This window comes from Parapedobacter sp. GCM10030251 (assembly GCF_042666505.1).
Lineage (GTDB): Bacteria > Bacteroidota > Bacteroidia > Sphingobacteriales > Sphingobacteriaceae > Parapedobacter.
On sequence record NZ_JBHTDN010000001.1, the window covers coordinates 172,667 to 198,747 of the forward strand.

The following is a 26,081-nucleotide window of genomic DNA, read 5'->3' on the forward strand; positions in this document are numbered from 1 at the left end:
TGCAGCCTTGCTGTACTAAAAAAACAACCCAGTGTTCGGAAAAAAAGATCGCATAAACAAATCGCATCACTAAACAATGCATTCAGGTAGCCGATAAGATCGGTAGCTCGATTGGAATGGTTATCGATTTCACTTGATCAGGAGGAAAAGTAATATGGAAATCATTTTGAACAGTATGCGTAGGAGGTGCAAGCTCAGAGTCACCCCTGGTACTAAAAGCGATGTATGTAAACGGCTGGAACATCCACGAAGAACGACGGGAGTCGTCCACTTTGGCGGAATTTTACAGGAAATCCCGGCAAACAGTGCGGCTCCCGGACGGGACTTCAGAGGTGATGCCGACGATGAAGCTGCCGCCGAACATGTCAAGGGACAGTTAACACAGGAAATTGCTGACTTGTTAGAAATGGAGGAGGAGAAAATATGAGGCGACTTATTATAAAAGAGCCGATTACTGGAGAAACAATTAGTTTATTGGCTCAGCCGGAAGATTATAACGGCGAACAAGGGTGGCGGATTATTACACCCGAGAAAGACTCATTTGTCATTCTTGAACGAAACGGCGAATGGGAGGTGATTGATGACGATATTCACCCGGAAATTATTTCCGCTATCGGCGATGCCTTGCACCCCTACGCTCGGTACAATTCGTTAAGCTGAAGATATCTGAGATTTTTCAAACAATTGACATCCATCGATTGTCAACCCCGATAGAAACAAAAGCCGGAAGGCAAAATAATTAAGTAACAGAAAGGAGAAATTATGGAAGATTTGAAGAAAACCGCCGAAGTATTGAATGATTTAATCAAGATCAACAACGACCGGATCGCAGGTTACGAAAAGGCCATAGCGGAATTGCCGGTTGCCGATGTCGATCTTAAAGCATTGTTCAGCAGTTTGATGGAACAAAGTGAACGTTTGAAAGCAGAACTTCAGCAACATATCAGTGCATGGGAAAATAGAGTAGAGGACGAGACGACAACCTCGGGAAAGGTATATCGCATGTGGATGGATGTGAGACAGGCGTTTGCCATGGATGATCGCAAGGCCGTCCTGGAAAGTTGCGAATATGGAGAAGATGCTGCTCAAAAGGCCTATAGGGAAGCCGAGAAAGAGGAAGGGATTTCAACCTCGGCACGTGCGCTTATTGCCAATCAAAAAACACAATTGTTGGCATCGCATGACCACATCAAGCAACTCAGAGATCGCGAAAAAGTCGGTTAATCTCTGCGCACGTACAAATAAATATAATCAACACATATTTCCAACATCATGGAAAACCTAAAAACAACAATGGAATGCCTCCGAGATTTGGTGGCATTCCATAGTGAACGGATTAATGGCTATCAGGCATTGCTCAACGGACTTCTCGCAGACGAACGGCATTTAACCACCCTATTCGAGGCATTTATTAAGCAGAGCACGGCAATGAAACTGGAACTCATCGAGATGGGCGCTCAATTCGGACTTACGGAAATGCAGTTAACCACCGGTGGGCAGTTTGGCTTGGCTTGGTCGGTTGTAAAAGCGGTTTTTTCCAGCCGGATGCCCAGTTATTCGCTCGAGAAATGCCGATCGGGTGAAAATGCACTTTTGATTGCATATCATAGCGTTGAGGGAACTGACGGATTGCAATCACCGTTGAGGGCACTGGTAAACCGGCAGAAAAGGGAGCTGATCGATGCACGTGGTTGGATCTCACATTTTGAAAGGTTGGGCAATCACCATGCCGCCCAGCAGTTAGCAGCTGTATCTTAGTATCTAGGCGTAGACATCAAATGCCATGAATCGATTAGACGATACCCTGGAAATCATCAACGATCTGATAACGGTGAATGGCCAACGAATATGGAATTATCAGCTTGCATTAAAAGCAAGTAGCAATACTTCTGACTTGGAGTTGCGGGGAATCTTGGAGCAAATTGTTGATCAAAGCCAGCGTTTTCAGGAAGCGCTGGAGTTGCAATTTCTGGAATTGGCGCACGACCTCCCCAAACGGGGAAACCCAAGCGGGACAATTGTGCGCGCATGGCGGATTGTCAAAACTTTATTCCCCAAATCGACTCTTATGCCAATCTGCGTTGCTTTTGACAAAGGCGAACGAGCCTTGCTAAAAGCGTATCGTTATGCGGAAAAACATACATCTACGGCATCTTCTTTACATAAACTAATTGCTATCCAGAAACGTGAATTAGCCGCGTTTTATCACCAATATAAATCGTTATATAGGGAACGGCAATTTGTGTAATATACTTTTCGCTTTTGTGTGCTATCAACCGTCCGGATCTGATATGAACTTATTGTATCGAATAGTTTAATATGTACAAGACAATTGTACCTTTGTTTTTTAAACAGGCAATGAATGAGCACAATTTGTCTAAATGAAAGAATTAAATGCCGTAGATGACAGTATCTTCAAGGAATTGTTTTTGGCTTCGCCTATAGCAAGCTACATCTGTAATCGCACCGGGGACATTATTGCGTTCAACGAGGCGGCAGTTTCGCTATGGGGCCAACGTCCTGAACCAGGCGACGCTAAATGGTCAGGAGCGGCCGCTGTTTATTATCCAGATGGACGTCCGATGCGTCCAGAAGAAAGTCCGATGGCGGCATTGTTTGATGGCAAGGAAGATGTTTGCCAGGTGGAATTGGTCATTGAGAGGGCCGATGGCACAAAACGAAATGTTTTAGTCTGTCCGAGACCCATCCGATCATCGACGGGTCAATTGGTCGGCGCACATAATACCCTGGTTGATATTACTGTGTATAAGCAGTTTGAAGAACGGCAGACCATCCTTTCTGAAATCGTTCAATCATCCAATGATGCCATTGTTAGCAAAAATCTCAATGGAATTATCATTAGCTGGAACAACGGCGCTCAACGTATTTTTGGCTATTCCGAGAGCGAAATTATCGGCAAATCAATCGAAACACTGATTCCAAACCACCTTAAAAGCGAAGAGAAAATCATTCTCCAAGAGATTAGCGAGGGTAGAAAAGTAGATCATTATCAGACCATCCGAGTCACTAAATCGGGAAAGGAAATACCCGTATCTCTTACAATCTCGCCCATGCGCAACAAACAGGGGCAAATTATAGGTGCTTCCAAAATTGCACGAGACATCTCGGATCAGATTCAGCGCGAGCAGACGATCCAGTTCCACGAACAGCAATTGGAAACCTTGCACGCAATTGGGCGGGTGATTTCCGAAAAGCTGGATACGCCATCGATTATTCAAACGGTCATTAATTCAACCACGCACCTGGTAGCAGCCGATTTGGGGCTTTGTTTTTATCGGGTAACGGATGAAGAAGGCCGGTCAAAGCTATCGGTTTCAATAGCAGCATCTGAAATTGCGATTCATCCGGATGAGTATAGCGTCGATTTGGAAGATAGCCTTATCCATGCGGTTTTTTCAGGTGAAGACTCGGTCAGATTTGACGATGTATGCAAAGTCCCGCATATACTTTCATTGTTTGACTTGCCAAAATACCCTGATCTACCTCGTATTCAACATTGCTTGGCTATCCCCATCCGTTCTGTAGATAAATTGTTGATCGGAGCCATGTTTTTTGGATACACGCGCTTTGATCTGTTCAATGCGGCCGACGAAGACATGATGCGGAGCATTGCATCCCTCGTTGCGGTCACGTTAGATAACGCATGGCTTTTGGAAGAGGTAAACACCCTGAATCTTAAAAAAAATGAATTCATCGCATTAGCGAGCCATGAACTTAAAACCCCGTTGACTACGACGAAGGGATATCTTCAGATATTGGAACGGTCGGAAATTGACCAGGTAGGCCGGCGGTTCCTTACCAAAGCGCTAAAACAACTGGAGCGGATCAATGCGTTGATATCGGAACTATTGGATATCTCAAAGATCGAAGCGGGCAAACTGAGTTTTCATCTGGAAACTTTTGACTTGAGCGAAATGGTACTCGATGTGGTAGAAACGTTTCATTTCAGTAATCAAACCCATACGATTTTTGTCAACAACACCCGGGGAGATTACGTGGTTGAGGCCGATCGGCAACGCATGGAACAAGTCATGATCAATTTGATAACCAACGCCATAAAATACTCTCCAGATGCAAATAATGTACGTATAACGCTTGAATCATCCCCTCAGGAGGTAAGCGTACATGTAATGGATGAAGGGATGGGACTGGGCCACGACCAACAGGAGAAAGTGTTTACTCGATTTTATCAGGTTGAAGGGACTTCAAAGATGGCTGGATTGGGACTTGGGCTGTATCTCAGTAAAGAGATTATTGATCGGCACGGCGGACACATTGGAGTCAATAGCCGTCTAGGAAAAGGTTCGACCTTTTATTTTTCGATCCCCCGGCGTCAACCTTCTAAATTTCTTTAACTAATTACCGGATTTTAGTTTCGAACTATGAAAAGAACAATCTATGTATTGGAAGATGATGCCGATATTGGCGAACTTATTAATTTTCTTCTCACGGAGCAGGGTTATGTGGTCTCTGTGTTTGGCAGTATTGCCGCTTTCAAACGGCACACGGAGCACAATGTATTACCTCAATTATTGATTATTGATGTGATGTTGCCTGATGGAAATGGTTTGGACGTTTGCAGAGAATGGAAATCGGCCGATGCCACTCGGCATGTTCCGGTATTGGTAATGTCTGCTTACGAAGATTACCGGAACGATAACCGGGCTCAGGATGCGGATGATTTTGTTGGTAAACCATTTGATATAAAGTCGTTTTTACGGACAGTACAAATGCACTTTCACTAAAAAAGCAGACTAAAATGCCCCGCTTTGCACCGGTAATGTACGCCGTGTTTGTTGTGATGGAAAGGTGCAAAGGGGGCTGGGATTATTCAAATACCGCTACATTGCCATGTTTGCTTCTTGCATGGCGATTTCTGTCAGTTTGACGTCGGTATTTTTTTCCTCTTCCAGGGTTTGGCTCAACAATTCGGCTGCTTCACGGTGCTCCATTAAGTTGGCATATGTGACCAAGCAACCATAGCTGGCGATTTCGTAATGTTCAACCTTTTGAGCCGCTGAAATGAGCGCTGCATCCAGTACCGCTGCATCTTCAAAGCTTTCCATAATTTCGTCAGCTTCATTCAATAAACCCTCCATCGCCTTGCAGGTTTTTCCTCGCGGAGATAGATTGACAAACGCAAATACCTTTTTGAGTCGCTCCACATGCTCTTCGGTTTGCATACGATGCTCTTCGAAAGCTGCTTTGAGACTTTCGCCCTCGGCTTTTGTAGCCATCTTTTTCAATCCCTTCAGCAATTGTTTTTCTGCCCCTAAAATGTCGCGGAGTTCGTCCACAAATAATTCATGCAAATGCCCATTGGGCATGTTCGAATTGCTTTTTGTTTTGTTTGCCATGATCGTAATATTTAGTTGGTTCTATTTATTATCAGTTTCCATGCCGTTACCGCTAATGCGAAATTAGCGCCCACAGTGTCCTCTTTTAGGTGTATCTGTGTCTTCAGAAATCTACTTGGTTTCGCGTTTTTCATACGTTTCAGGTGAGAAGTTCAGCCAAGGTTTTTGCATTATCAACTGCATAAGCCTTTTCGTCATTGTCGAAATAGAAAAATATATCTTTGCCCTTCTGTTTCCACGCTCGGCATCGATCGGCCCATTCAGACATAGTCGCGTCCGAATATTTACCTTGGTATTTGCCTCCGGGGCCGTGCAAACGGACGTATGCAAAGTCAGCTGTAATTTCAATAGGAGATTGGTGACCCGCCAATTCATAGATACAGAATGCGCAATTATGGTGGCGGAGGACTTCGTAAACGCCGGGTACATACCAATCCTGATTTCTGAACTCGAATGCGTAACGATATCCCTTCGGTAGTATCTCTGCAAAATTCGACAAACGATCGAGATTTAATTTCCAAGAGGGGGGTAATTGAAACAAAAAGGGACCTAATTTCTTTCCGAGATGGTTAGCTAGTTGGACGAAATCTCTGGTGTATTCGGCTACTTCATTAAGCTTTTTTAAATGTGTTATATAGCGGTTTGCTTTTACGGCAAACAGGAAATCCGTTGGTACCTGATCTTTCCAGTTGTTGAAGGTACTTTCGCTGGGTAGCCGGTAAAATGAATTGTTGATTTCAACCGTATAAAACGACTTGCTATAAAAGGATAGCTGATCACGTTCTTTCAGCTTTTCGGGATAGAAAACTCCCTTCCAATGCTTATAATGCCAGCCCGATGTACCGATATAGATCTTTGTCGCCACCAAATCGATGTATGTATGGTTATCCCCTGTGTTGAATAATACGAGCCCCCAGTTGTTGAACGATTTCAGGGGAAAAATTCCCCCAGATCTGCACCCATTCTCCCGAGGGTTCCTGTCTCAGTTGGCTGATAGAAGTCCCGTCGAGAAAACAATGGTAAATGGGAATCCCATCCGTGGTTTGTTCCGGCCGAACGAGCACAGGCCTATCCGTCAGTCTTCCTGGCAAGATAATTTCAAACGTATCTTCGGATTTTTCCATGGTCAATGTTATCAGTTTAATACCCCTTGTTGCAGCGCAATACGAATTACCGTGCCGATGTCGGGCGCGCCCGTCTTTTGCAGTAGACTTTCCCGGTATTTGAGAATGGTCCGCTTATTCGTAAAGAGTTGATAAGCGATTTCTTGGTTCGAATACCCTTCGAGGATAAGTTTCAAGATTTGTTCTTCTCTTGGAGAAAATTCTACGGTCTGCCCATTTCTACCGAAATCCGTTGCGGTAATAGATTCCAGCACTTTTAAATACAGCGCTGTACAGATATACGTATTACCGCTAAGGATGTGTTTAATGGCAAAAACAAGTTCATCTTTGTTGGCCTCGTTTACAATGTATCCATCCGCGCCGGACTTTACTATACTAAGGATATCTTCGTTGTATTCAATTCCCGACAAAACAAGAACCTTCACCTTTGGAGCTCTTTGCTTTAACGAAATGATGTATCCCGGACTGCCATCAAGAAATGCATGGTCAATAACCAATAAATTAATGGTGGGCTTAGATAAAAGCGCTGTCGCAATGTCCTCTCGTTTAGAGACAATTTCTGCAAAAGTGAAATCGGGCTCTTGGCTTAGTAACGCAACGATGCCATCTCGGGCGAGTGTTTGAGGCGAAGCCCAAATGATTTTTGCTGAGTCTTCCATAATCTTATCCTTCAATCGTTAAATAGTTCTTCGTTTTCAGTCGTAAGGAATACGTTTCAACGGTTATAAAGGTTTTAGTTTTTTTAAGATACTTTCCCTTAATCGACAAGGAGTTTGCTTTTTAGTACATTGAAGAATGGTAGACCAAACTACCCTAAAAACAGGCCAAAGCAACTTTATGAAAATGTTTATACATGCCAAGCAAACTGCTTTTTGCGATAACGATCAGTAGGTAAGTGCTTTGTCTCTAGATGGAAGCGGGTCAGGTAAATAATTTTTCCCCTATTCGATGAGGTGGTACATCGCTTGACTCCCATTCCTTGTCGGATTTGGTATTTCCTTCACTTTGTATATAAAGGTATACGGTGATGGTGGATGTCGCCTACAAGTGTCTCTCATATTAATAAAAATAATAAAGCCGCAATGAACGCAAGCAATCGACGACTGCATATTTTTACGTGGCATGTACACGGAAGCTACCTGTATTATTTAGCGCAGGGAAATTACGAACTTTATATACCGGTAAATAAAGAACGTACAGAAGGTTATTACGGTCGGGGAAAAACGTTCCCTTTCGGATCCAATGTACATGAGGTGGATGTTAACGATGTGCCGTTGCTCGACCTCGACCTCATTCTGTTTCAAACCACCGCGAACTATCAACAGGATCAATACGATGTGCTATCGCCGAGCCAGCGTGAATTACCGAAAATTTTTTTACAGCACGACCCACCCTGGGGGCATCCTACAGACACGGCGCATATCGCATGCGGAAGTGACGTCACCTTGGTTCACGTAACGTATTTCAATAAATTGATGTGGGACAACGGCCAATTGGATGCACGGGTTATCGAACACGGTGTCGTGGATAACGGATATACCTACAGCGGAGAACTGAATAAGGGACTGGTAATTATCAATAACCTGCCCAAACGCGGACGCATGTTGGGGTTTGACCTCTTTTTGGAACTGCGTAAGCAGATCCCTCTCGATTTGGTAGGCATGGGGGCTGGCTCCTATGGGCTGCCTGAAGTACTGCATCCTCAATTGCCGGCATTTGCTGGCAAATACCGATTTATGTTTAACCCCATTCGCTATACCAGCATGGGGCTGGCGGTATGTGAGGCCATGACCTATGGGATGCCCATAATCGGTTTGGCTACCACGGAAATGGTGCGGCATATCCGCGACGGATTCAATGGCTTTTTAGATCTCAATCCGAAAGGCCTCGTCGATAAAATGACTCTTTTGCTTGAAAATCCAGATCTCGCTAAGTCTATGGGAACCAATGCCCGTCGCTACGCACTGGAGAACTTTAACATCCAACGGTTTGTGCAGGAGTGGGAAAACCTGTTTAGACAAGTGATTGATAAGCAATTCATAACAAGCTTACATAGCTTTTAGAACGATATATCATGGATAAAACGATCGCGTTAATCAGTGAACATGCTTCACCCCTGGCAATGCTGGGCGGTGTAGACAGTGGCGGACAAAACATTTACGTAGGCGAACTCGCGCGGCAGTTGGCGGCGTTGGGTTATACGGTTGATGTTTTTACCCGGAGGGACGATTCAAAGTTGCCCATAGAAGTACAATGGCTATCGAACGTGCGGATTATACACGTCGACGCTGGACCACCTAAGCAATTGCCAAAGGAGTCCTTATTCCAGTACATGGACGCGTTTACTGAATCCATGGAAACATTTATGGCACGGCAGCCAAAGCGGTATGCTTTGCTCCACGCCAATTTCTGGATGTCAGGTTATGTGGCTATGAAGCTCAAGGCGCGGTTGGGCATTCCATTTGTGATTACCTTCCACGCCTTGGGAAAGGTGAGATTGATGCATCAGCGGGAAAATGATCGATTTCCGGAGGAACGCTGTGATGTTGAGGCACAGATAATGCAGGTGGCTGACGGTATCATTGCGGAGTGCCCACAGGATGAAGCGGATTTGATGCAGTTGTACCGAGCTGACCCTAAAAAAATTACCATGGTACCCTGCGGCTTCAGTCCGCATGAATTCCACCCAATTGACAAGGCCTACGCCAGGATGCTTCTGGATCTCCATCCAACTCGCAAAATTATCTTACAATTGGGTAGGATGGTACCCCGCAAAGGTATTGACACGGTTATCCAAGCTTTGGCACAGTTACGTAAAAGTTCAACGGATGTCCAGCTGGTAATTGTTGGCGGAGAATACGACAAACCACACCTCCACGCCGACCCGGAATATCGGCGGCTAATGGAAATGGCCACTGAATTGGGAGTGGCGGATATCGTCTCATTTGAAGGCCGGAAAAATAGAGAACAGCTGAAATATTTCTATGCCGCTGCCGACGTATTTGTGTCGACGCCCTGGTATGAGCCTTTTGGCATTACACCTTTGGAAGCCATGGCGTGCGGAACGCCTGTGATCGGTGCTAAAGTAGGTGGAATTCAGTACAGCGTTGCCAATGGTAAGACCGGTTTTTTAGTGCGGCCAAAGGATCCGCAGGGACTCGCCCGCAAGCTCGAATTGGTGCTTAAAAGTGAAGACTTGCAACTATACTTACGGCAAAACGCCATAAAACGAGTAAATGAGTGCTTTACCTGGAAGAAAGTCGCACAGCAGATGGAGGAGGTGTACCGTGGACTTATCGCAAAACAACTGGGCAGGGCGAACGACGAAAGGCGCCTGATCGCCGACGCGTTTTCGGAGGCTGCGGATACATTTCGGCTCACGGCAGATAGTCTTACCGATACGATATTATACGCAGGTAACACGCTCACGAGAACATTCGAAAAAGGAGGCAAAGTACTGGTTTGCGGCAACGGTGGCAGCGCGGCGGAGAGCCTCCATTTTTCGGCCGAATTACTAGGCCGATTTGAAATGCCAAATCGGGTAGGATTGCCGGTTATTTCCTTGATGGCCGATCCAGCGATGCTTACGGCGTGGTCTAACGATATCGGCTTTAACGATGTCTTCGCTCGTCAGGTAGAAGCGTACGGTCGTCCAGGCGATATATTGATGTGTCTTAGCACGAGCGGTAATTCGCCCAATCTGTTGAACGCTATGGACAGGGCCAAGCAATTGGGGATGATTTGCCTGACATTACTGGGCAACGGTGGTGGTCAGGCGGTGGCAAAAGGTGATATCAATCTCGTCGTGCCTTCGGGCAATACACAACGGATTCAGGAATTGCACCTCCACATCATTCATTTGCTCTGCACCATCGTCGAGCGGCAACTTGCGTATGATTCGGTAGGACGACAACTATCGGGAACGTCGTCATTGGTTGATGCAGTTGATTTATCGATGTCACTAAATGGCCAAGCAAAACATGGGTATACCAAACAAAAGAGCGGTGTTTTTGGATAAGGATGGTACGTTAATCCGAGACGTTCCCTACAACGCCGACCCTAACAAAATCGAGTTGTTGACGGGTGTGGCTGACGGACTCCGGTTACTAAGCCTGCAGGGTTTTTCTTTCTTCGTTATAACCAATCAAGCAGGCGTGGCCAAGGGCTATTTCAGGGAAGAGGCACTTCGTGATGTGGAGCATAAATTACAGCAATTGCTTGGTCAAAACGGCATAGCATTAACGGGCTTTTATTATTGTCCGCATCACCCCGAGGGCACGGTGCAAGCATACACCAAGCGATGCCATTGTCGTAAACCTCTTCCTGGCTTATTGATAGAAGCTGCGTTAACCCATGGGATAAGCCTTCGGGATTCTTGGATGGTGGGCGATATACTCGATGATGTAGAAGCCGGCAACCGAGCGGGGTGCAAAACCGTGTTGGTCGACGAACTTCGGCGTGAGAGGCAGAAGGAACACAACGGGTACCGGAACCCCTCCTTTATCGCCGACAGTTTTAGTGAAGCAGCAAGTTTAATCATAAGCAGGAAGTTTAATCATAAATAATACCGGATATGGAAAAATATAATTGGCAATTTACGGCACAATTCGAGCAAAAGAAAATCCTGGTTATTGGCGATCTCATTCTCGATGAATACATCGAAGGAGATAGCACGCGACTGTCTCCCGAAGCTCCTGTCCCCGTTGTGGACGTGCAATCGGACAACTGGGTGCTGGGAGGGGCAGCTAATGTGGCAGCAAACGTGAGGGCGCTGGGAGCACAAGTGATTTTTTGTTCGGTTATCGGCGCCGATGCCGAAGCCGATCGGGCGTGTGCGATGGCCGTTGAAGCGGGTTTTTCGTCCGACGGCCTGATTCAGGAAAAAGAAAGGAAAACCCTGGTGAAAACCCGGGTTTTAGCCGATGGCCATCCGCTGGCAAGGATCGACCGGGGAGACGATACGCCGATTTCCGTAATATCTCAGCAACAGCTGATTCAACAGGTGCAGCGCCATTTTGGCGCATGCGACGGCATCATCGTGGCCGATTATCACAAAGGAGTGATCACGCCAGCTATTATAGATTGCCTCTGCAACTTAATCCGGAAACAACCGAAATTCGTCGCAATCGATTCGAAGCGGTTAGCGCTTTTCCGGGAGATGGAGCCTACCTTGGTAAAACCCAATTATCCGGAAGCCTTGCAACTTTTGGGTTACGAGCGGGGCGCAAAGGACAGAAGGGCTCTGCTCGAAAGGTGTGGTGCGGAATTATATCATAGGACCCGCGCACATTGGTCGGTACTGACGCTGGATAAAGAAGGCTCGCTTTGGTTTGAAAAAGGCAAGCTGGCTTTTCATATCGGAGCAATTCCCGTAGTTTCCCCGCATGTATGCGGCGCGGGGGATACGTTTATCAGCGCCTGCACACTGGGATTGCTCGCTGGGGCCGATGCGAAACGTGCAGCCGCGATGGCTACTGCCGCGGCTACCGTGGCAATCGAAAAGGAAACGGTGTCCTTATGTACGCACCTGGAACTTTTGGCCAAATTGGATAACGAACAGAAACTGGTGACATCGTTAAAACACCTTCGGGAAATCCGTGGGTACTACAAAAGTATGGGACGTCGCATCGTTTTCACCAATGGATGTTTCGATATCCTGCATAGTGGTCACGTCAACTACCTGAGACAGGCAAAAAGACTCGGTGATGTCCTCATTGTCGGAGTGAACGACGATGAAAGCATCCGAAGGCTGAAAGGGTCAGAAAGACCCATTAATGGTATATCGGATCGACTCTCCGTCTTAGCGGGTTTGGGATGCGTGGATCATTTGGTCGTCTTTGGATGCGTACAGGACGATACGCCAACAACGCTCATCAATGTGTTGGAACCGGATGTTTTTGTGAAAGGCGGGGATTACCAACTATCCGAACTGCCAGAAGCAAAACTCGTGGAATCGCTGGGTGGCAGGGTCGAGTTGATCCCGCTTACCGCTAATCGGTCTACCACTCAATTGATTCGGCGCATTTATGAACACACACACGATAAAAGTGCGATTGTATAACGATTATGGACAATTGGAATCACTGCGCGAATCTGTTGGTTATCCGTCCGGATAACATTGGTGATGTGTTAATGAGCAGTCCGGCTATTCGTGCATTAAAACGAAGTTTTGGCTGCAAAATTACGCTGCTTACATCCGAAGCGGGCGCATTAGCTTCCGCACTGCTGCCTGAGGTCGATGAGACGCTGGTGGCTAACCTTCCATGGGCGAAGCATGCATCATCGATTTCCACCGCCTATTTGGATAACCTAATTTCGCAACTTAATATCGCAGCCTTTGATGGTTGCGTGATATTTACTGTATACAGTCAAAACCCGCTACCCACGGCCATGTTGGCTTGGCAGGCCGGTATTCCGCGCCGGTTGGCCTATTGCCGCGAGAACCCGTATGGATTGCTTACACATTGGGTGCCGGACGCCGAGCCTTACTCACACATCCGGCACCAGGTTGTGCGGGATTTGGATTTGGTGGAGCAAGTAGGCGCCTATTCAAGCGATGATCGAATAACCCTTACAATTCCAGATAGCTCCGATATACAAGCGAGGGAAAAATTAAGTCGAATGGGTATAGATGTGGAGCGCCCGTTTGTGATTTTTCATGCAGGTGTAAGCGAACCCAAACGTGCTTTTCCGATCGAACGTTGGATCGAGCTGACGCAGCGTTTCCTGGCTATTCATACGACACAGCAGGTACTGTTCACGGGTAACGACAAGGATCAGAATTTGACTGGCGAGCTTTGTGCCGCTTGTGGTGCGGGAACCTTTTCAGTCGGCGGTCTATTGAATATCACCGAATTCGCTGCCGTTATCCGGCATGCGGCTTTGGTGGTGTCCGTTAATACGGCTACCATCCACTTGGCTGCGGCCTTGGGAAGGCCGCTGGTCGTGTTGTATGCCCTTACCAATCCACAGCATACGCCTTGGCGTTGTCCATACTCGCTCTTTCCCTATAGTGTGCCCGAAGAGCGTCTCCAAAGCCGTAATGAGGTGATACGCCATGTAGATCGCTTGTTGTACTCCGAAAAGGTAAGCTTGCCTGCAATCGATAATATTCTAGACGCCATTGACGGATTGCTCGATAGGCAGTGGGAGAGCCAGCTTGTTTAAGAGTGCCTCTTCCACAACCGTCAAATCGGGGGTTTGAATCCAGTCAACGGTAACCAGCGTAGCTCTATTAAGCGGACGCCAGCGATTGGGTTCGCCATCCATGCTGATGACAACGCCCGGTGTTCCCAAAGCCGACGCCAAGTGTGAGGTTCCCGTGCAGTTGGAAAGAATGGCTTTGGCCTGCTTAATAAGCACAGCCATTGCTCCCAGCGAGGTTTTCCCCGCTACGACAATCGGTGTGGCGCGCATGAATTGCACCACCTGGTCTACAATAGGTATCTCATCCGTTGTCCCGGTAAGGACCACGTCATAGCCTAATTTGGCACACCGATCTGCCATGTTTGCAAAAGCTAAAGGAGGCCATTGACGCCACGCCGCCCGGCTTCCGGGGTGAACACAAACGTATCCGCCCGGTTGTATCGGCAGGCGGAGCGCTTCAAGATCGGCGTAGTCTTCGTTGGTAAGCGGAAATTCCATCGTTACTCCCTGGTGCGGAGCTCCCAAGTGCTGCATCAGCAGCAAGTGGCGGCAAACCTCGTGCACATGGGAAGGATAAGGGATGAATAGATCACCGGGTGGACGATAACTGGTTTCATTATAAAATCCAGCCGTATGCCTGGCCCCAAATAGCTCGACTAAGGGATTGACTAAGGTGCCATCACCTTGCATTTGCACGGCTAAATCAAATTTTTCCGACTGTATGCGTGCTAGGAACGGAGGTAAATCCCCTACTGTGTAGGGCTGTTCGGGAAGTCCGGGGTATCCTGGAAAACGTTCGAATGCGTCGAAATACATGGGGAAACGACGTGTGAGTTGTTCTGCCCAAGGCAGTCCGATGAGCGTGACGCTTGCCTCCGGCCAACGGTGACGCAACGCGCGTACAGCCGGAATTGCACACAACAGATCTCCGAGTTGAAGGGCCCGAAAAAGGACTATTTTCCGTATATTGGTAAGCTCCATGTGGTAACGGTTAAAGTAACAGGACCCGGTACTTAATAGCGCCATACCATTGCCAGTAAATCGAAGCAAAGGGAATGAACGCCGAAGTAACGATCATTTCCGCAACGTGACTCATTGATTTACGGGTTATGCGTAAGCGTTTCCATGAAAAAATAGCAATGGAAAGTATCCATCCGGCGAATGCTAACTGTGCCAACAGCGATGCGTTGAACACCACGGCTATGCATACGGTCATAAACAGCAATATTGCGATGTAGTAATGCCAGACAGGGTGCTTCTGGATTTTATTTCGAAACAGTTCTGGGTATTTTTTATAAAGCAACGCGTTGTATTGTCCTTTCTTTTGCTCGCGGAGGCTTATTCCCCAAGGAGCTGACCGCACCGGATGCTGTACGCAAGCCTGCTCGATACGTATAACCGGGATTCCGTTCATAATCATTTTAAATTGGAGTTCGCTGTCTTCACGCCATGCCATGCCGAACGCCTCATCAAATCCACCAACGAGCTGCAAGGCCTCTTTTGAACAGCAGCAATTGGCGGTAACGAACTCTGCGGTTTCCAGCTGTGCGGTGTTCCATTCAAAATCCGTTGGCTGCGATGGCAGCGGCACATGCACACAGCCGGTCATTGCAATGTAGGGCTCGCGGCGATACTGATGAACGAATGCCTTTAACCAACCAGAGTCTGGTAGGCAGTCATCGTCCGTAAAAGCAATAAGTGGTGCGTTGGCGACCATCCATCCAGTATTGCGGGCTGAAGCCGGTCCGCGTTTGGTTGGCGTAGATAGATAACGGAAATTTAACGTCAGCTGCGTGGCATGCCAACGCGCAATAGCTTCAGCGGTCTGTATATCCGGTCCGTCGCTTACAACGATGACTTCGAAAGCTGCCTTATCCAATGCCTGGCGTGCGAGTGCATTCAGGCAATTAATCAAAAGCTGAGGCCGTTTGTACGTGGGAATGACCACGGATATCTTTGTCTCCATCGTTTTTTAAAATTAAAAAGGATCCGATAACCAATACATCAAAAGGCGAGGTCCAGAAGCATTCGAGTGCATCCCTCGGGCTGCAAACGATTGGTCGGCCCACCGTGTTGAACGATGTGTTGATCAACACAGGAATGCCGGTTATCCGTTCGAATGCCTTAAGCAGATCATAGTACAGAGGATTTTGTTTTCGGTTCACTGTCTGTATACGTGCCGTCCCGTCCACGTGCTTGACCGCCGGTATGACATCCACTTTATCGGAAGCCACCTGATTAACAAAAAGCATAAAGGGGGAGGGTTGGGCATCCGTAAACCAAAGGGATGCATCTTCTTCGGTTACCACAGGCGCCACAGGGCGGAAATCTTCACGATCTTTGACCTCATTGAGCCACGCCTGCATTTCAGGGAGGATAGGTGAAGCCAGGATGGACCGACTGCCAAGTGCCCGAGGGCCGTATTCCATGGCGCCCTGGAACCACCCGATAATGCGGTTGGCAGCAAGCAATTCGGCAGTTTCCTCGGCGACGTTCTCCATGCGTACATAGGGGACCTTTGCTTTTTTCAGGAAATCGCCAATTGCGTCATCGTTATACGAAGGCCCCCAATAAGCGTGATTCATCACGAATACTTTTTCACGTTCACCGCGTAACTTGGCGTCTGCCCACAATGCTGCACCCAACGCCGTGCCGGAATCGCCTGCTGCGGGTTGCACCCAAACCTGCTCAAAAGGTCCGTCGTCACGGATTCGAGCGTTAAGCACACAATTGAGCGCCACGCCCCCGGCTAAGGTCAGGCAACGTTGTTTCGTTTCGCTGTGCAGCCATAACGTCAATTCCAGCACCGTCTCTTCCAAGACGTACTGGAGAGAGCGGGCGATATCGAAATGATGGTGGGTAAAGGGCTCGTCACGCAGCCGTGCTGGCCCGAAACGTGCTTCGAGCTGCGTTTGCTGGATACGGTATTGACCTTGTTCTCCCAGCCATACCATATCCCGGAAATCTTTTACGTAGGCAGGCTTTCCATAAGAAGCCAGCGCCATAACTTTATATTCGTCAGATGAATGAAGGAATCCCAGATATGTGGTCACTTCCTCATACAGCAGGCCCAGAGAGTGCGGCAGGTCTACCTGTCCGAGCCGCGTTAGGTTCTGCTGCTCGCCTATGTGATACGAAGTGGTGGCCCTCTCGCCTCGCCCATCGAGTACCATCACCGCGGCTTCCGTATATGGAGAAGGAAGGTAAGCGCTGGCAGCATGGGAAAGATGATGCTCAATGAAATGCCATTCCCAATCCGCCGGCTTGGCATCTTTAAACCGCTTTTGCAGATGATGCGGATAACCGTCTGCTAGTTGAGCCGGCGCATTGATAATCGACGATAAAAACAGATTTTCCCAAGGTTGCGGATCGGCCGGGTCCCAGTCTTTCAGGTGAAAAGGAATGGAAAGATGCAGATCCGTCGCTTTTTTTTCATCGATCAGGAGATACGGGTCAAATGAATACACCACCTGGTCCACATCTCTTAAGTGGATGTCGGCAGCTTGTAGGCAATAGCTAATTGCATGAAAGGGCAATTCATAAGTGGAAAACGGGATCGGCCGTTTTCCATGTTTTATGCGTGTAAATCGCTCATCCTCAACAGCAGCTAGCAAGTGCCCATCTTTAACGATGCATGCGGCTGAATCATGAAAAACGGCGTTGATACCTAATGTGTACATATTGTTCTGGATTAAGTAGTTAGGGGTTTTTGATCACCAGGAAAGTTACGACAGAAATAAAGATAAACTGAATGGCGCCATCCAATAGATAGACCGGGCTAATTACATCCTTGATGACATAGATAAGATCCATGAAGAGGAAACTGAGCGCCACCGAATAACCTAATACCAACGGCAGTTTTTGTTTACGCAAACTGGCAACTATAAAGGTGATTCCAATGGATACCGATAGCAAACCGACCATTTCAACTAACCACGTGTCTTGTTTAGGACCTGTGGCGGCGATGAAACTGTCCATGCCTAGTAATGGCCATACGCCTGTGATCACAAAATAAGCACCTTGGAAAAGGAAGACGTTGGTTAGCGCTCTATTGTTTCCTGATTCAACCATTGGCATAGCATTTTACCGGTCCTGTTGATCATGCCCGAGGGTCTTCACGATTTTATTGTAGGTGCCCAACAGCAAAAACGGCGCTGCCCACTGCCCGACAAATAGTGCCGTGTGTTTGTGACCCGAAATTTTTAAGGCCAGCGAGACAGCCATTGCGCCTAACGCCGCGCAAAGAAAAAGTTTCGATGGTAATTTAGCGGTTTGTTCTTCAATTGCCTTAGTGGTCTGACCCTCCTGATGCTGCAGATTTTCTTGTAAAGCCATAATCGTACTCCTTTCTTTTGTTTTTCCAAAACGGATGCATAGAAGATGCCAGTAGATCAATTGCTGGTGTTTACGCCCGAGAGGACACTTTTTCTCGCAAAATGCTCGTCGATCGAGCAGCGGCTTTCCCTTTTATAAAACAATGTTTTTTCAAATATGGACAGTGTATGTGGTATTTAGTACAGTTGGCACAATCCGTTCGCTCAATGATACAGAGGGTAGGCTTTTTGCTTAGTTGTAACCGCTTATGGAGATAGAAAAGCTTTATACCCGTTTTGCGGAATGGATAGTTCATCAGGCGCCCCGCGTGCTGATGGGTATCCTTATTTTGTTAATCGGGATGTGGTTAATCAGGCAATTAACCCGCTGGATCAAACGGAAAGTCGACCGGAAAAATTGGGACCCCACTTTAGAAGTCTTTCTTTCCAACCTGATTGTGTTAGCGCTGCGCATCCTCCTCGTTCTACTTGTCATTCAAGTTATGGGACTGCAGATGACTTTGTTTGCCGCTTTGGTCGGAGCGTTCGGCGTAGCGGCAGGGCTGGCGTTGTCGGGTACGTTGCAGAATTTTGCCAGTGGTGTACTGATCCTTATGCTCAAGCCGTTCCGCGTGGGAGATCAGATATTCACGCAGGGGCAGGAAGGAAGAGTGCAATCCATCCAATTATTTTTCACAGTGATCCTCACACAGGACTACCGAACGGTTATTGTACCGAATAGCAAGCTTTCCAATGAGGTAATTGTCAATATGAGCCAAGCGGGCAAACGGAGACTCGATTTGGAGTTAAAAGTAAAGTATGACGTCGATTTTGAGCATGCAAAACACGTAATAACAGAAACACTGCGCGACGCTAATGATTTGTTTGTGAACGCCGACCACGTGATCGGCATCGGTGTGCTTGAGCCGGACGGCTACCGAATTTCAATTTCTGTGTGGGTGGAAGAAGAAAGTTATCCAGACGCTCGGTTAACCGTACAGGAAAAATTGCTAAAGGCTGTCAAGACACTGAATTGAGTTTTTTTAAAAACTAAAATCAAAAACGCAGACCATTTGTCTAACGTATAGAAAGTACTCAGTAGTAGTCAAGACTTAAAAAAGGAGTGAATTATGATACCCAATACGAAAAAGCCGCCGATGATTCCGCTTGATGTGGAAGATTCCGACGAAACGAGAGAGCCCACCGGAGAAGACCTGCGCTTCAATGAGGAAGAAAATAGCTTCGAGCTGGATCCGGAAACGGCCGATAGCGAATACCAGCATCCTGACCCATATAATACCGCTGCCCCGCAAGGTGAAGATGATAACTCTACATATGATGAGGAAAATCCCTATACTGCCGATGAATACCGGGACAAACGATCGGCCTTAGAGGGAGAACTTGCCGAGTTGGACGATGAAGCCGTGGATGATGAGCTGGCTGAATTGGATGAGACGGATCGGCAACTTGCGCAGACACCGGAAGACGAGCGCGGGGATTTGGATGAAGAAGGATATCCAGTTAGAGATGATGCAGGGGGGGCGAATAACCCAATTGTGGACGGTCCCGAAGAGGATGAAGGGGAAAACGAAGGGGAAGTGCCCCCGTTTGACGACCCGAGACGTGACGATGACGAACCCATCGGCGATGATCCCAACCGGCCCATTGAACCGCTTGATGTCCCCCCCGTAGACGAACGCGATCCACTGGGCGACAAGCAAATTCAATCGGACGACCCGACCGAGACTACCGGATAATCGCAAAAGCTTATCGCTGAAAGGATAGAGATAGTCATCATGAAAAACGATCAGAAGGAAAAGCTGTCGCCGCCCGATATTCCCGCTCAACACACGGGCAAACAGCTCGATTTGGAAGCAAAGGTGGTGCTGCCCGATGCGGAAAGCGCCCATGCTTTCTTTATGTTGGCGAAACACCGTTTGTTAGATGTGAATCGCTGGTTTGAACTGGCGGAAATCCCGCTTTCTACGTTTGTGCTGACCGATCCGTACGGCGGTGAAGCGGTCAAATCCCGACCAGCGGAGCGTGACAAAATACGGATCGACATACCCGGCCCGGGTCCATCTACGGGCGACGGGTACGACTGGGTGGTTGTGGAGAACATAACGGAAATAAACGACACTTTGTGTTCCCTTACACTCCGTCCTACCGACAATCCCTTAAAATTAAGTGAAGAAACCGCACATTTTTTCGATGAGCAAGCCACGTCTACCTTAATCGTTGAACGAAAGGGGCTGGAAGTTATCGCGCGATATCACGGCAGGAACGAGGTGGCCAATACGGATACGGATTCTATGGTCGACAATACGAGAAACGCCGCTGTCGGTTTGGGGGCAAAGCTGGGGCTTTCATACCCACAATGGAAGAGCTTGATCGAGGGGCTGGTAAAACGGAATTGAGCTTTCGTTAACTAATTTAGGAACTTATCAAATTGAAATATCATGAAAACGCTACAATTTTTTTTAGTACTGATTCTGTTCGCGATAGGAGTCGCGGCGTGCAATAACACCAACCGGCGAACGGCCGATGATAGTGTGGAACAGGCACAGGATGTGAATGATACCACTGCTATGGTCAATGAAAAGGATGCGGATTTTGCCGTAAAGGCCGCAGACGCGGGCTTGGCGGAAGTTGAATTAGGTAAGCTCGCCCAAGAAAAAGCGACCGATCAGCGGATTAAGGATTTTGCCCAAATGATGGTGAATGATCATCAGAAGGCTAATGATGAGTTAATGGCAATTGCCACCCGGCATAACATAACGCTGCCACCGGTGGCTAGTGAGGATCACGTAGAAAAACAGCGCAAACTCCGGGAAAAGTCCGGTGCCGAATTTGACAAGGACTATATGGATCTGATGGTCAAAGACCACGACAAAGTGATATCTTTGTTTGAAGACGCGGCATCCGATGTGCAGAATTCTGATCTAAAGGCGTTTGCTTCCAAGACGCTTCCGGCGTTGAAAAAGCACCACGAAGCGGCCAAAGCCATCCGGGATTCGATTAGTCCGATGGACACAACGACCGTACAACGGGTATTGCCGTAACGATATAGGCATTATCATCGATGCTTACTTAAAGCCCGCAGACCGAGTTTGCGGGCTTTGTCTTTTTAGGTGGTTTTCACTTCAAGCGTATTCCAGGTAAGGGTACGGCTGAATGACGAGGTTACCTGCATGAGCGCTTGTTCAGGCAACGACGGTCTCTCCTCAGTTTTTACGTGCGCTTTAAACAGCTGCGCGTATTGTTTGCCGATCTTTGGCCAGCGTAAAGACAATCCATGGCGGTAAGCATTCCGCTTAAGGCTTTTTAACTCGGATGGATTGTTTAACAGTTCATTGATAATGGTCGAAAGTTGTCGATCATTGTTAAAATCGAATAATTTACCACGGTCGCCTTTAAGTAATTCTGCGGCATGCCAATAGGGAGTGGAGACCACAGCAGCGCCGGCACCGATGGCATAGGAAAGGGTCCCGCTTGTAATCTGGGCCTCATTGGGATAGGGGGTAATGTATATATCACATGCAGACAAGTACGCGTGAAGTTTCTTCTCGTGCACGAACTCAGAGATGAAAATTAAGTGATCTTCAACGCCCAGTTTTTTGGCTAACTCCATCAGGCTATTACGGTAATCTTCGCCAAAATTCCGCAAGATGCCGGGATGCGTTTTTCCAAGAATCACATATCGGACATCGGGATGTTGCCGACATATCGCCGGTAGCGAACGGATGGTAGTCTCCAAGCCTTTACTGGGTCCGAGCAATCCGAAAGTCAATAGGATTTTTCCGGTAGGCAACCCAAGGTGTGATTTGATGACCGTTAGGTCTGGTTTATCGAAATCGGGTACACCATGTGGAATGGCCTTAATTTTGTTGGACGATAGGTTATAAACGGATCGTAGCAATTGAACAGCCTTTTTGGTCATTACCACAACTGCGGCTGCGCGGGCGGAAAGCCGTTTGACAATAGAAAGCTGAATCGGATCGGGTTGCGCGAGTACCGTATGGAATATTACGGTATACGGAACCTTCAATAAGCGGGTCAACGCGAGCAGGTAAACGCCGCTACGACCACCGTATATCCCAAATTCGTGTTGGATGCAGCACATATCCACGCCGTTGCCATTGATAAAAGCTGCGGCTGCTTGGTAATCCGACAGTCGCTCCTGGCTAATCACAAATTTAACGTTGTCATCATATGCATATTGGCGTTTATCGTCCGAATCATTCAGCGCCACCATAAAGCTGCCATGCTCGGAGAAAGGAATGTGTTGATCCACTGCCTGGACTAAGTTTTCGTTAAACGTGGCCAAACCGCATTCCCGGGGCTGGCAGGTAGAAATATAAGCTATCCTCATCAGTTAAAAATTACAGTATAAAGTTTTTACAAGCATTTTGCCACAAGCGGCTGTTGCACTGCAAGGTTTGGATATGTGGTTGACGATTTTCTCTCATACATCCGAACCGCTGTATGGGTACTAACAGTGGATCGCTGCGATTTGTTTTGGGGATCCGGAACGACTAAAAAAAATGATAAATAAATGATAGGTTTGGGTGATATTTAGTCGGCTGATCTCACATAAGTAGTAAAGGATAACTCATGAACAAAACGATACAGGCGGTTTACCAACAAGCCTTTCCCGCCGTGGCTCGATACGTGTCCAGATGTGGCGGGACATTTGAGGAGGCAAAAGATGTATTCCACGAGGCGTTGTTGGTCTTTTTTGAGAAAAAATATGAAGGCAGGCTTTTCTTGCAACGGAGTGAGGAAGCTTACATCTTTGGTATTGCCCGGCACCTTTGGGCCAAACGTCACAGTGAAAATCAACGGTATGCTTCACTGGATCAACTGATGGAGGGGTTCGAGAGTGAAAATGTGGAGTGGGAGAGGGGGGATGACGCTTCCAGCAATGAGGCATTGTCAAACAAACGCATTCTTCGGCTATTGCAGGCTGCCGGTCGGAAATGTATGCGAGTGCTCACCGCCTTTTACTACGAAAAGCTGGATATGCAGGAACTGGCACACCGGTTCGGCTTTTCCGGTACGCGATCAGCTACGGTACAGAAGTTTAAATGCCTGCAAAAGGTAAAACAGGTTGTTAAAGAGAAATCATTGGAATATGAAGACTTCGTTGGATGAGATGCAACTTATGGAAGATTGTTTGTTGGAGCGGGCATCTGACGAACACCGTCTGCTTTTTGAGGCGAACCTGCTAGTGAACCCAGCACTTCGGGAGGACGCCCATTGGCAGCGGAAAACCTATGGCATCATCAGTGAATACGGCCGCCAGCAGTTGCGAGCGGAATTAGAGCGGGTACATCACGTGCTATTCACAGCCCCGAGGCATCAGGCATTTCGCGATAGAGTATTGGGGTTCTTCCGTAGGTAATCACTGAATTCGATCTTGTAAAGTAAGCAATCGACACGCCCCGCATGGGGCGTGCAGGGATACCCATGTTGGAGTTTGATAACAATTAATAACAATTAACAAATGTATGAATATGAACACTGAATTTCGTGAATACGCAGTAAAGCATCACCGTATCAACGGTATGTATGTAGATCAGTATGTTTCTTGCCTGCCCGCCTACGTATGGCCCATGTCCATGACACCTTACATCACCGAAGAAAGGCAGCTCAATGTGGCGCAGATGGACGTGTTTTCACGTCTTATGGTAGACCGCATCATCTTTCTTGGCGAGCCGGTTGATGACCGTGTAGCGAACATCATCCAGGCCCAGCTGCTGTTCCTGCAGTCGGCCGACCCGAAGAAAGACATCCAGCTATATGTCAACTCACCGGGCGGTTCGGTCTATGCCGGACTGGGCATTTACGACACGATGCAGTATATTGGCCCTGATGTGGCGACCATTTGCACGGGTATTGCCTTATCAATGGCCGCGGTATTGTTGTGCGCGGGTGCCAAGGGAAAACGTGCGGCATTGCCCCATGCGCGTGTAATGATCCACCAGACTTCCGGTGGCATGCAGGGTACAGCCGCAGATATGGATATCAGTATCCGGCAAACTTTAAAGATCCAGCAGGAGCTTTACCGGATCATTGCCGCCCACAGCGGGCAGGACTTTGAACGGGTGGATAAACTGTCGGACCGAGACCACTGGATGACTGCTGACGAGGCCAAGGAATTCGGCATGGTGGATGAGGTGCTGAAACGCGGCGAAGACGCATAACGGGCTGAGCATTCTTAATCGTTACACCCGTAGATTGCCAAACAATGTTTATTTTTGATGGTGATGCGAACAGTTTTCAAAAGTCGGAAAGACACGTTGTTTAAAGCGGTGACGTGGGGTACCATACTGACGCTGCTTTTCGTGACGGGTATTGAGTTGCGACATGTTGTTCAATCTGGTCATGAGGTTCAGGTATTCGGCTTAATACTCCTGGCATCGGTAACCGGCCTTATGCTCTGGCTATGGTTTGACACCCGTTATGCCATAGACGAAGTTTTTGTTCATTTCCGTTCGGGGCCTTTGCGTGGAAAAATTCGCGTCACGGCCATAAGTGAAGTCGTCATAGGAGAAACCATGTGGTCCGGATTCAAACCTGCCCTGGCACGCAAAGGGGTCATTGTGAAATATAACCGCTATGACGAAATCTACTTTTCTCCTGACTCCAACGATGCGTTTGTCGCTGCATTGCGGAATGTGAACCCCGATATCCGGATCGTAGTTAAGGGAAAAATCAAGTCTATAATTTAAGCCGGAATATCCGCTTTTCCTTTTGATGTCGCAGATTTTTCTGAATTGTCAGGTAAGAAGTACGCTGGTGTAGCATTTTGCCGGCCAAGTTCGTCTATTTCTGAAAACAACACCAATGATGAATCGACGGATCAACTTTGGAGCCCTATTGTGGGTAATTGCCATATCAGGCTTCGCTTCCTGCGATAAAGCGGCCTCCGAAAAACTGGGGCCAGGCAAGGATTTGATACTTACTGCTGCAGAACAACAAAAGGCAGACAACGACAATCGGTTTGCCTTTGAAATTTTCCGAACAGCAACGACAGACCTGAAGGCCAACGAAAACGCGCTGCTATCGCCGCTAAGTGTTGGCATGGCTCTGGCAATGACCAATAATGGAGCTGCTGGGGAAACCCGCAAAGCGATTGAAAGCACCTTGAAATTTGATGGCCTGGATACGGAGACTATCAATGCTTATTATCAAAAGCTAATGACCGACCTGCCCGCCCTTGATCCCAGAACCACGCTAGAGATTGCTAACTCCATTTGGTACCGACAGGGCTTTCACGTATTGCCGGATTTTCTCAATGCAAACCATACGTTTTATAAAGCAGACGTATCGGCACTGGATTTTGCTGATTCCGGTGCGCCAGACGTGATAAATAACTGGGTCAGCGAAAAAACCAAAAAAAAAATACCAACCATTATTGATGGTAGTATTCCTGACGATATGGTCATGTACCTCATCAACGCCGTATATTTTAACGGTGCCTGGGAGCAGCGTTTTGACAAGGCGGATACCAAAAAAGGTGTCTTCCAGTTGCCGGATGGCAGCACGCTGCAAACGGACTTTATGCATCTAAAGCACACATTTAAGGTAGCGGCCACGAATGATTTGGAAGCCATTGAGCTTCCTTACGGCAACAAAAAATATAGCATGGTGGTGTTAAAACCGAGAGAAACCGTCTCGACCGCCCAACTGGCTGAGAAATTGGCCGATAAGGATACTTGGGCATCGGTTATACGGGCGTTGAACACCACGGAAACCCAACTGGCACTGCCAAAATTTACATTTAGCTACGAGAATAAACTGAATGATGAGCTCGCAGTGATGGGCATGGAGGTCGCCTTCAGCAATTCCGCTGATTTTTCTGGGATCAATGAAATAGGTGAACTTAAAATCGATGAGGTTAAACATAAGTCATTCATCGAAGTGAACGAAGAAGGTACGGAAGCTGCGGCCGTCACTTCGGTGGGGATTATTCTCACGTCATTACCTCAGACCTATGCGTTCACCGTAGATCGCCCATTTCTCTTTGCGATCCGTGAAATGAATACCGGGCTGATTCTGTTTATCGGACAGGTAAATGATCCATCGGTAGCACAAACGCAGTCTTAAGCGGCAGA

The 26,081-nt window shown here is 47.6% G+C and carries 31 protein-coding genes; 21 read left to right on the forward strand and 10 right to left on the reverse strand.

Annotated features, from left to right (window positions below; all coding sequences use genetic code 11):
* Positions 1-175 precede the first annotated feature (175 nt).
* From ACFQRK_RS00885 to ACFQRK_RS00915, 7 genes are all read left to right on the forward strand, one after another.
* A complete protein-coding gene (locus ACFQRK_RS00885) occupies positions 176-427 on the forward strand; it encodes a hypothetical protein (RefSeq protein ID WP_379002699.1) in 252 nt (83 codons plus the stop codon).
* A complete protein-coding gene (locus ACFQRK_RS00890; RefSeq protein WP_379002700.1) occupies positions 424-660 on the forward strand; it encodes a hypothetical protein in 237 nt (78 codons plus the stop codon). The genes ACFQRK_RS00885 and ACFQRK_RS00890 overlap by 4 nt, the downstream gene beginning before the upstream one ends.
* Before the next feature lie 102 nt (positions 661-762).
* The gene (locus tag ACFQRK_RS00895) at positions 763-1,224 is read left to right on the forward strand and encodes a PA2169 family four-helix-bundle protein (RefSeq protein WP_379002702.1); all 462 of its coding nucleotides are present in this window, start codon (positions 763-765) and stop codon (positions 1,222-1,224) included.
* 48 nt (positions 1,225-1,272) lie between these two features.
* A complete protein-coding gene (locus ACFQRK_RS00900) occupies positions 1,273-1,758 on the forward strand; it encodes a hypothetical protein (RefSeq protein WP_379002704.1) in 486 nt (161 codons plus the stop codon).
* A gap of 25 nt (positions 1,759-1,783) precedes the next feature.
* On the forward strand, positions 1,784-2,248 hold the full coding sequence (locus tag ACFQRK_RS00905; protein ID WP_379002705.1) for a hypothetical protein: 465 nt from the start codon (positions 1,784-1,786) through the stop codon (positions 2,246-2,248).
* Between the two features lie 133 nt (positions 2,249-2,381).
* Entirely contained in the window at positions 2,382-4,376 is a 1,995-nt protein-coding gene (locus tag ACFQRK_RS00910; RefSeq protein ID WP_379002707.1) for a PAS domain S-box protein, read from the forward strand.
* A gap of 27 nt (positions 4,377-4,403) precedes the next feature.
* Positions 4,404-4,766, forward strand: coding sequence for a response regulator transcription factor (locus ACFQRK_RS00915; RefSeq protein WP_379002709.1), 363 nt, complete (start codon positions 4,404-4,406; stop codon positions 4,764-4,766).
* Positions 4,767-4,862: 96 nt separating this feature from the next.
* Here the strand turns inward: ACFQRK_RS00915 and ACFQRK_RS00920 are convergent, their stop codons facing one another.
* The 4 genes from ACFQRK_RS00920 to ACFQRK_RS00935 form a co-directional block, all read right to left on the reverse strand.
* Complete coding sequence (locus ACFQRK_RS00920) at positions 4,863-5,378, reverse strand: ferritin-like domain-containing protein (RefSeq protein WP_379002711.1); 516 nt, start codon at positions 5,376-5,378, stop codon at positions 4,863-4,865.
* Positions 5,379-5,517: 139 nt separating this feature from the next.
* Positions 5,518-6,243, reverse strand: a complete 726-nt coding sequence (locus ACFQRK_RS00925) for a DUF72 domain-containing protein (protein ID WP_379002713.1) — start codon at positions 6,241-6,243, stop codon at positions 5,518-5,520.
* A 19-nt stretch (positions 6,244-6,262) separates the two neighbouring features.
* Complete coding sequence (locus ACFQRK_RS00930; protein WP_379002715.1) at positions 6,263-6,502, reverse strand: hypothetical protein; 240 nt, start codon at positions 6,500-6,502, stop codon at positions 6,263-6,265.
* A gap of 11 nt (positions 6,503-6,513) precedes the next feature.
* Positions 6,514-7,161, reverse strand: a complete 648-nt coding sequence (locus ACFQRK_RS00935; RefSeq protein WP_379002716.1) for a LuxR C-terminal-related transcriptional regulator — start codon at positions 7,159-7,161, stop codon at positions 6,514-6,516.
* A 423-nt stretch (positions 7,162-7,584) separates the two neighbouring features.
* Here ACFQRK_RS00935 and ACFQRK_RS00940 point away from each other — a divergent pair, with 423 nt between their 5' ends.
* From ACFQRK_RS00940 to ACFQRK_RS00960, 5 genes are read left to right on the forward strand one after another with little or no spacing between them, the layout of a single operon-like run.
* Positions 7,585-8,565, forward strand: coding sequence for a glycosyltransferase (locus tag ACFQRK_RS00940; RefSeq protein ID WP_379002718.1), 981 nt, complete (start codon positions 7,585-7,587; stop codon positions 8,563-8,565).
* Positions 8,566-8,576: 11 nt separating this feature from the next.
* Positions 8,577-10,520, forward strand: a complete 1,944-nt coding sequence (locus ACFQRK_RS00945) for a glycosyltransferase (RefSeq protein ID WP_379002719.1) — start codon at positions 8,577-8,579, stop codon at positions 10,518-10,520.
* Positions 10,483-11,067: a D-glycero-alpha-D-manno-heptose-1,7-bisphosphate 7-phosphatase gene (locus ACFQRK_RS00950; RefSeq protein WP_379002721.1), complete on the forward strand. Its 585-nt coding sequence runs from the start codon at positions 10,483-10,485 to the stop codon at positions 11,065-11,067. The genes ACFQRK_RS00945 and ACFQRK_RS00950 overlap by 38 nt, the downstream gene beginning before the upstream one ends.
* An 8-nt stretch (positions 11,068-11,075) precedes the next feature.
* On the forward strand, positions 11,076-12,563 hold the full coding sequence (gene rfaE2, locus ACFQRK_RS00955; RefSeq protein ID WP_379002723.1) for a D-glycero-beta-D-manno-heptose 1-phosphate adenylyltransferase: 1,488 nt from the start codon (positions 11,076-11,078) through the stop codon (positions 12,561-12,563).
* A 5-nt stretch (positions 12,564-12,568) separates the two neighbouring features.
* Complete coding sequence (locus tag ACFQRK_RS00960; RefSeq protein WP_379002725.1) at positions 12,569-13,669, forward strand: glycosyltransferase family 9 protein; 1,101 nt, start codon at positions 12,569-12,571, stop codon at positions 13,667-13,669.
* On the opposite strand, the gene ACFQRK_RS00965 is transcribed toward ACFQRK_RS00960, so the two are convergent.
* Genes ACFQRK_RS00965 through ACFQRK_RS00985 form a run of 5 tightly spaced genes read right to left on the reverse strand, consistent with a single transcriptional unit; the run spans position 13,616 to position 17,983 of the window.
* Positions 13,616-14,629: a glycosyltransferase family 9 protein gene (locus ACFQRK_RS00965; RefSeq protein ID WP_379002727.1), complete on the reverse strand. Its 1,014-nt coding sequence runs from the start codon at positions 14,627-14,629 to the stop codon at positions 13,616-13,618. The two genes, ACFQRK_RS00960 and ACFQRK_RS00965, sit on opposite strands and share 54 nt — an antisense overlap.
* A gap of 10 nt (positions 14,630-14,639) precedes the next feature.
* A complete protein-coding gene (locus tag ACFQRK_RS00970) occupies positions 14,640-15,614 on the reverse strand; it encodes a glycosyltransferase family 2 protein (RefSeq protein WP_379002729.1) in 975 nt (324 codons plus the stop codon).
* On the reverse strand, positions 15,556-17,328 hold the full coding sequence (locus ACFQRK_RS00975; protein WP_379002731.1) for a carbamoyltransferase: 1,773 nt from the start codon (positions 17,326-17,328) through the stop codon (positions 15,556-15,558). Before ACFQRK_RS00975 ends, ACFQRK_RS00970 begins: the two co-directional genes overlap by 59 nt.
* A gap of 19 nt (positions 17,329-17,347) precedes the next feature.
* A complete protein-coding gene (locus tag ACFQRK_RS00980) occupies positions 17,348-17,719 on the reverse strand; it encodes a hypothetical protein (RefSeq protein WP_379002733.1) in 372 nt (123 codons plus the stop codon).
* Positions 17,720-17,731: 12 nt separating this feature from the next.
* Positions 17,732-17,983, reverse strand: coding sequence for a hypothetical protein (locus ACFQRK_RS00985; protein ID WP_379002735.1), 252 nt, complete (start codon positions 17,981-17,983; stop codon positions 17,732-17,734).
* 247 nt (positions 17,984-18,230) lie between these two features.
* On the opposite strand from ACFQRK_RS00985, the gene ACFQRK_RS00990 reads away from it, so the two are divergent.
* The 4 genes from ACFQRK_RS00990 to ACFQRK_RS01005 all read left to right on the forward strand — a co-directional run bounded on the left by ACFQRK_RS00990 (position 18,231) and on the right by ACFQRK_RS01005 (position 21,023).
* Complete coding sequence (locus ACFQRK_RS00990; RefSeq protein WP_379002738.1) at positions 18,231-18,998, forward strand: mechanosensitive ion channel family protein; 768 nt, start codon at positions 18,231-18,233, stop codon at positions 18,996-18,998.
* A 93-nt stretch (positions 18,999-19,091) separates the two neighbouring features.
* A complete protein-coding gene (locus tag ACFQRK_RS00995) occupies positions 19,092-19,718 on the forward strand; it encodes a hypothetical protein (protein WP_379002740.1) in 627 nt (208 codons plus the stop codon).
* A gap of 39 nt (positions 19,719-19,757) precedes the next feature.
* Complete coding sequence (locus ACFQRK_RS01000; RefSeq protein WP_379002742.1) at positions 19,758-20,378, forward strand: hypothetical protein; 621 nt, start codon at positions 19,758-19,760, stop codon at positions 20,376-20,378.
* 42 nt (positions 20,379-20,420) lie between these two features.
* The gene (locus tag ACFQRK_RS01005) at positions 20,421-21,023 is read left to right on the forward strand and encodes a DUF4142 domain-containing protein (protein ID WP_379002744.1); all 603 of its coding nucleotides are present in this window, start codon (positions 20,421-20,423) and stop codon (positions 21,021-21,023) included.
* Positions 21,024-21,088: 65 nt separating this feature from the next.
* Here ACFQRK_RS01005 and ACFQRK_RS01010 read toward each other — a convergent pair whose 3' ends face one another.
* Positions 21,089-22,333: a glycosyltransferase family 4 protein gene (locus ACFQRK_RS01010; RefSeq protein WP_379002746.1), complete on the reverse strand. Its 1,245-nt coding sequence runs from the start codon at positions 22,331-22,333 to the stop codon at positions 21,089-21,091.
* Positions 22,334-22,575: 242 nt separating this feature from the next.
* Here ACFQRK_RS01010 and ACFQRK_RS01015 point away from each other — a divergent pair, with 242 nt between their 5' ends.
* The 5 genes from ACFQRK_RS01015 to ACFQRK_RS01035 all read left to right on the forward strand — a co-directional run bounded on the left by ACFQRK_RS01015 (position 22,576) and on the right by ACFQRK_RS01035 (position 26,073).
* Positions 22,576-23,115 (forward strand): RNA polymerase sigma factor, encoded by a 540-nt coding sequence (locus ACFQRK_RS01015; RefSeq protein ID WP_379002748.1) that lies wholly within the window; start codon positions 22,576-22,578, stop codon positions 23,113-23,115.
* Positions 23,096-23,365, forward strand: a complete 270-nt coding sequence (locus ACFQRK_RS01020) for a hypothetical protein (RefSeq protein WP_379002750.1) — start codon at positions 23,096-23,098, stop codon at positions 23,363-23,365. The genes ACFQRK_RS01015 and ACFQRK_RS01020 overlap by 20 nt, the downstream gene beginning before the upstream one ends.
* 106 nt (positions 23,366-23,471) lie before the next feature.
* Positions 23,472-24,167: an ATP-dependent Clp protease proteolytic subunit gene (locus ACFQRK_RS01025; protein WP_379002753.1), complete on the forward strand. Its 696-nt coding sequence runs from the start codon at positions 23,472-23,474 to the stop codon at positions 24,165-24,167.
* Between the two features lie 63 nt (positions 24,168-24,230).
* A complete protein-coding gene (locus ACFQRK_RS01030) occupies positions 24,231-24,695 on the forward strand; it encodes a PH domain-containing protein (protein ID WP_379002756.1) in 465 nt (154 codons plus the stop codon).
* A 115-nt stretch (positions 24,696-24,810) separates the two neighbouring features.
* Positions 24,811-26,073, forward strand: coding sequence for a serpin family protein (locus ACFQRK_RS01035; RefSeq protein WP_379002758.1), 1,263 nt, complete (start codon positions 24,811-24,813; stop codon positions 26,071-26,073).
* Positions 26,074-26,081 lie beyond the last annotated feature (8 nt).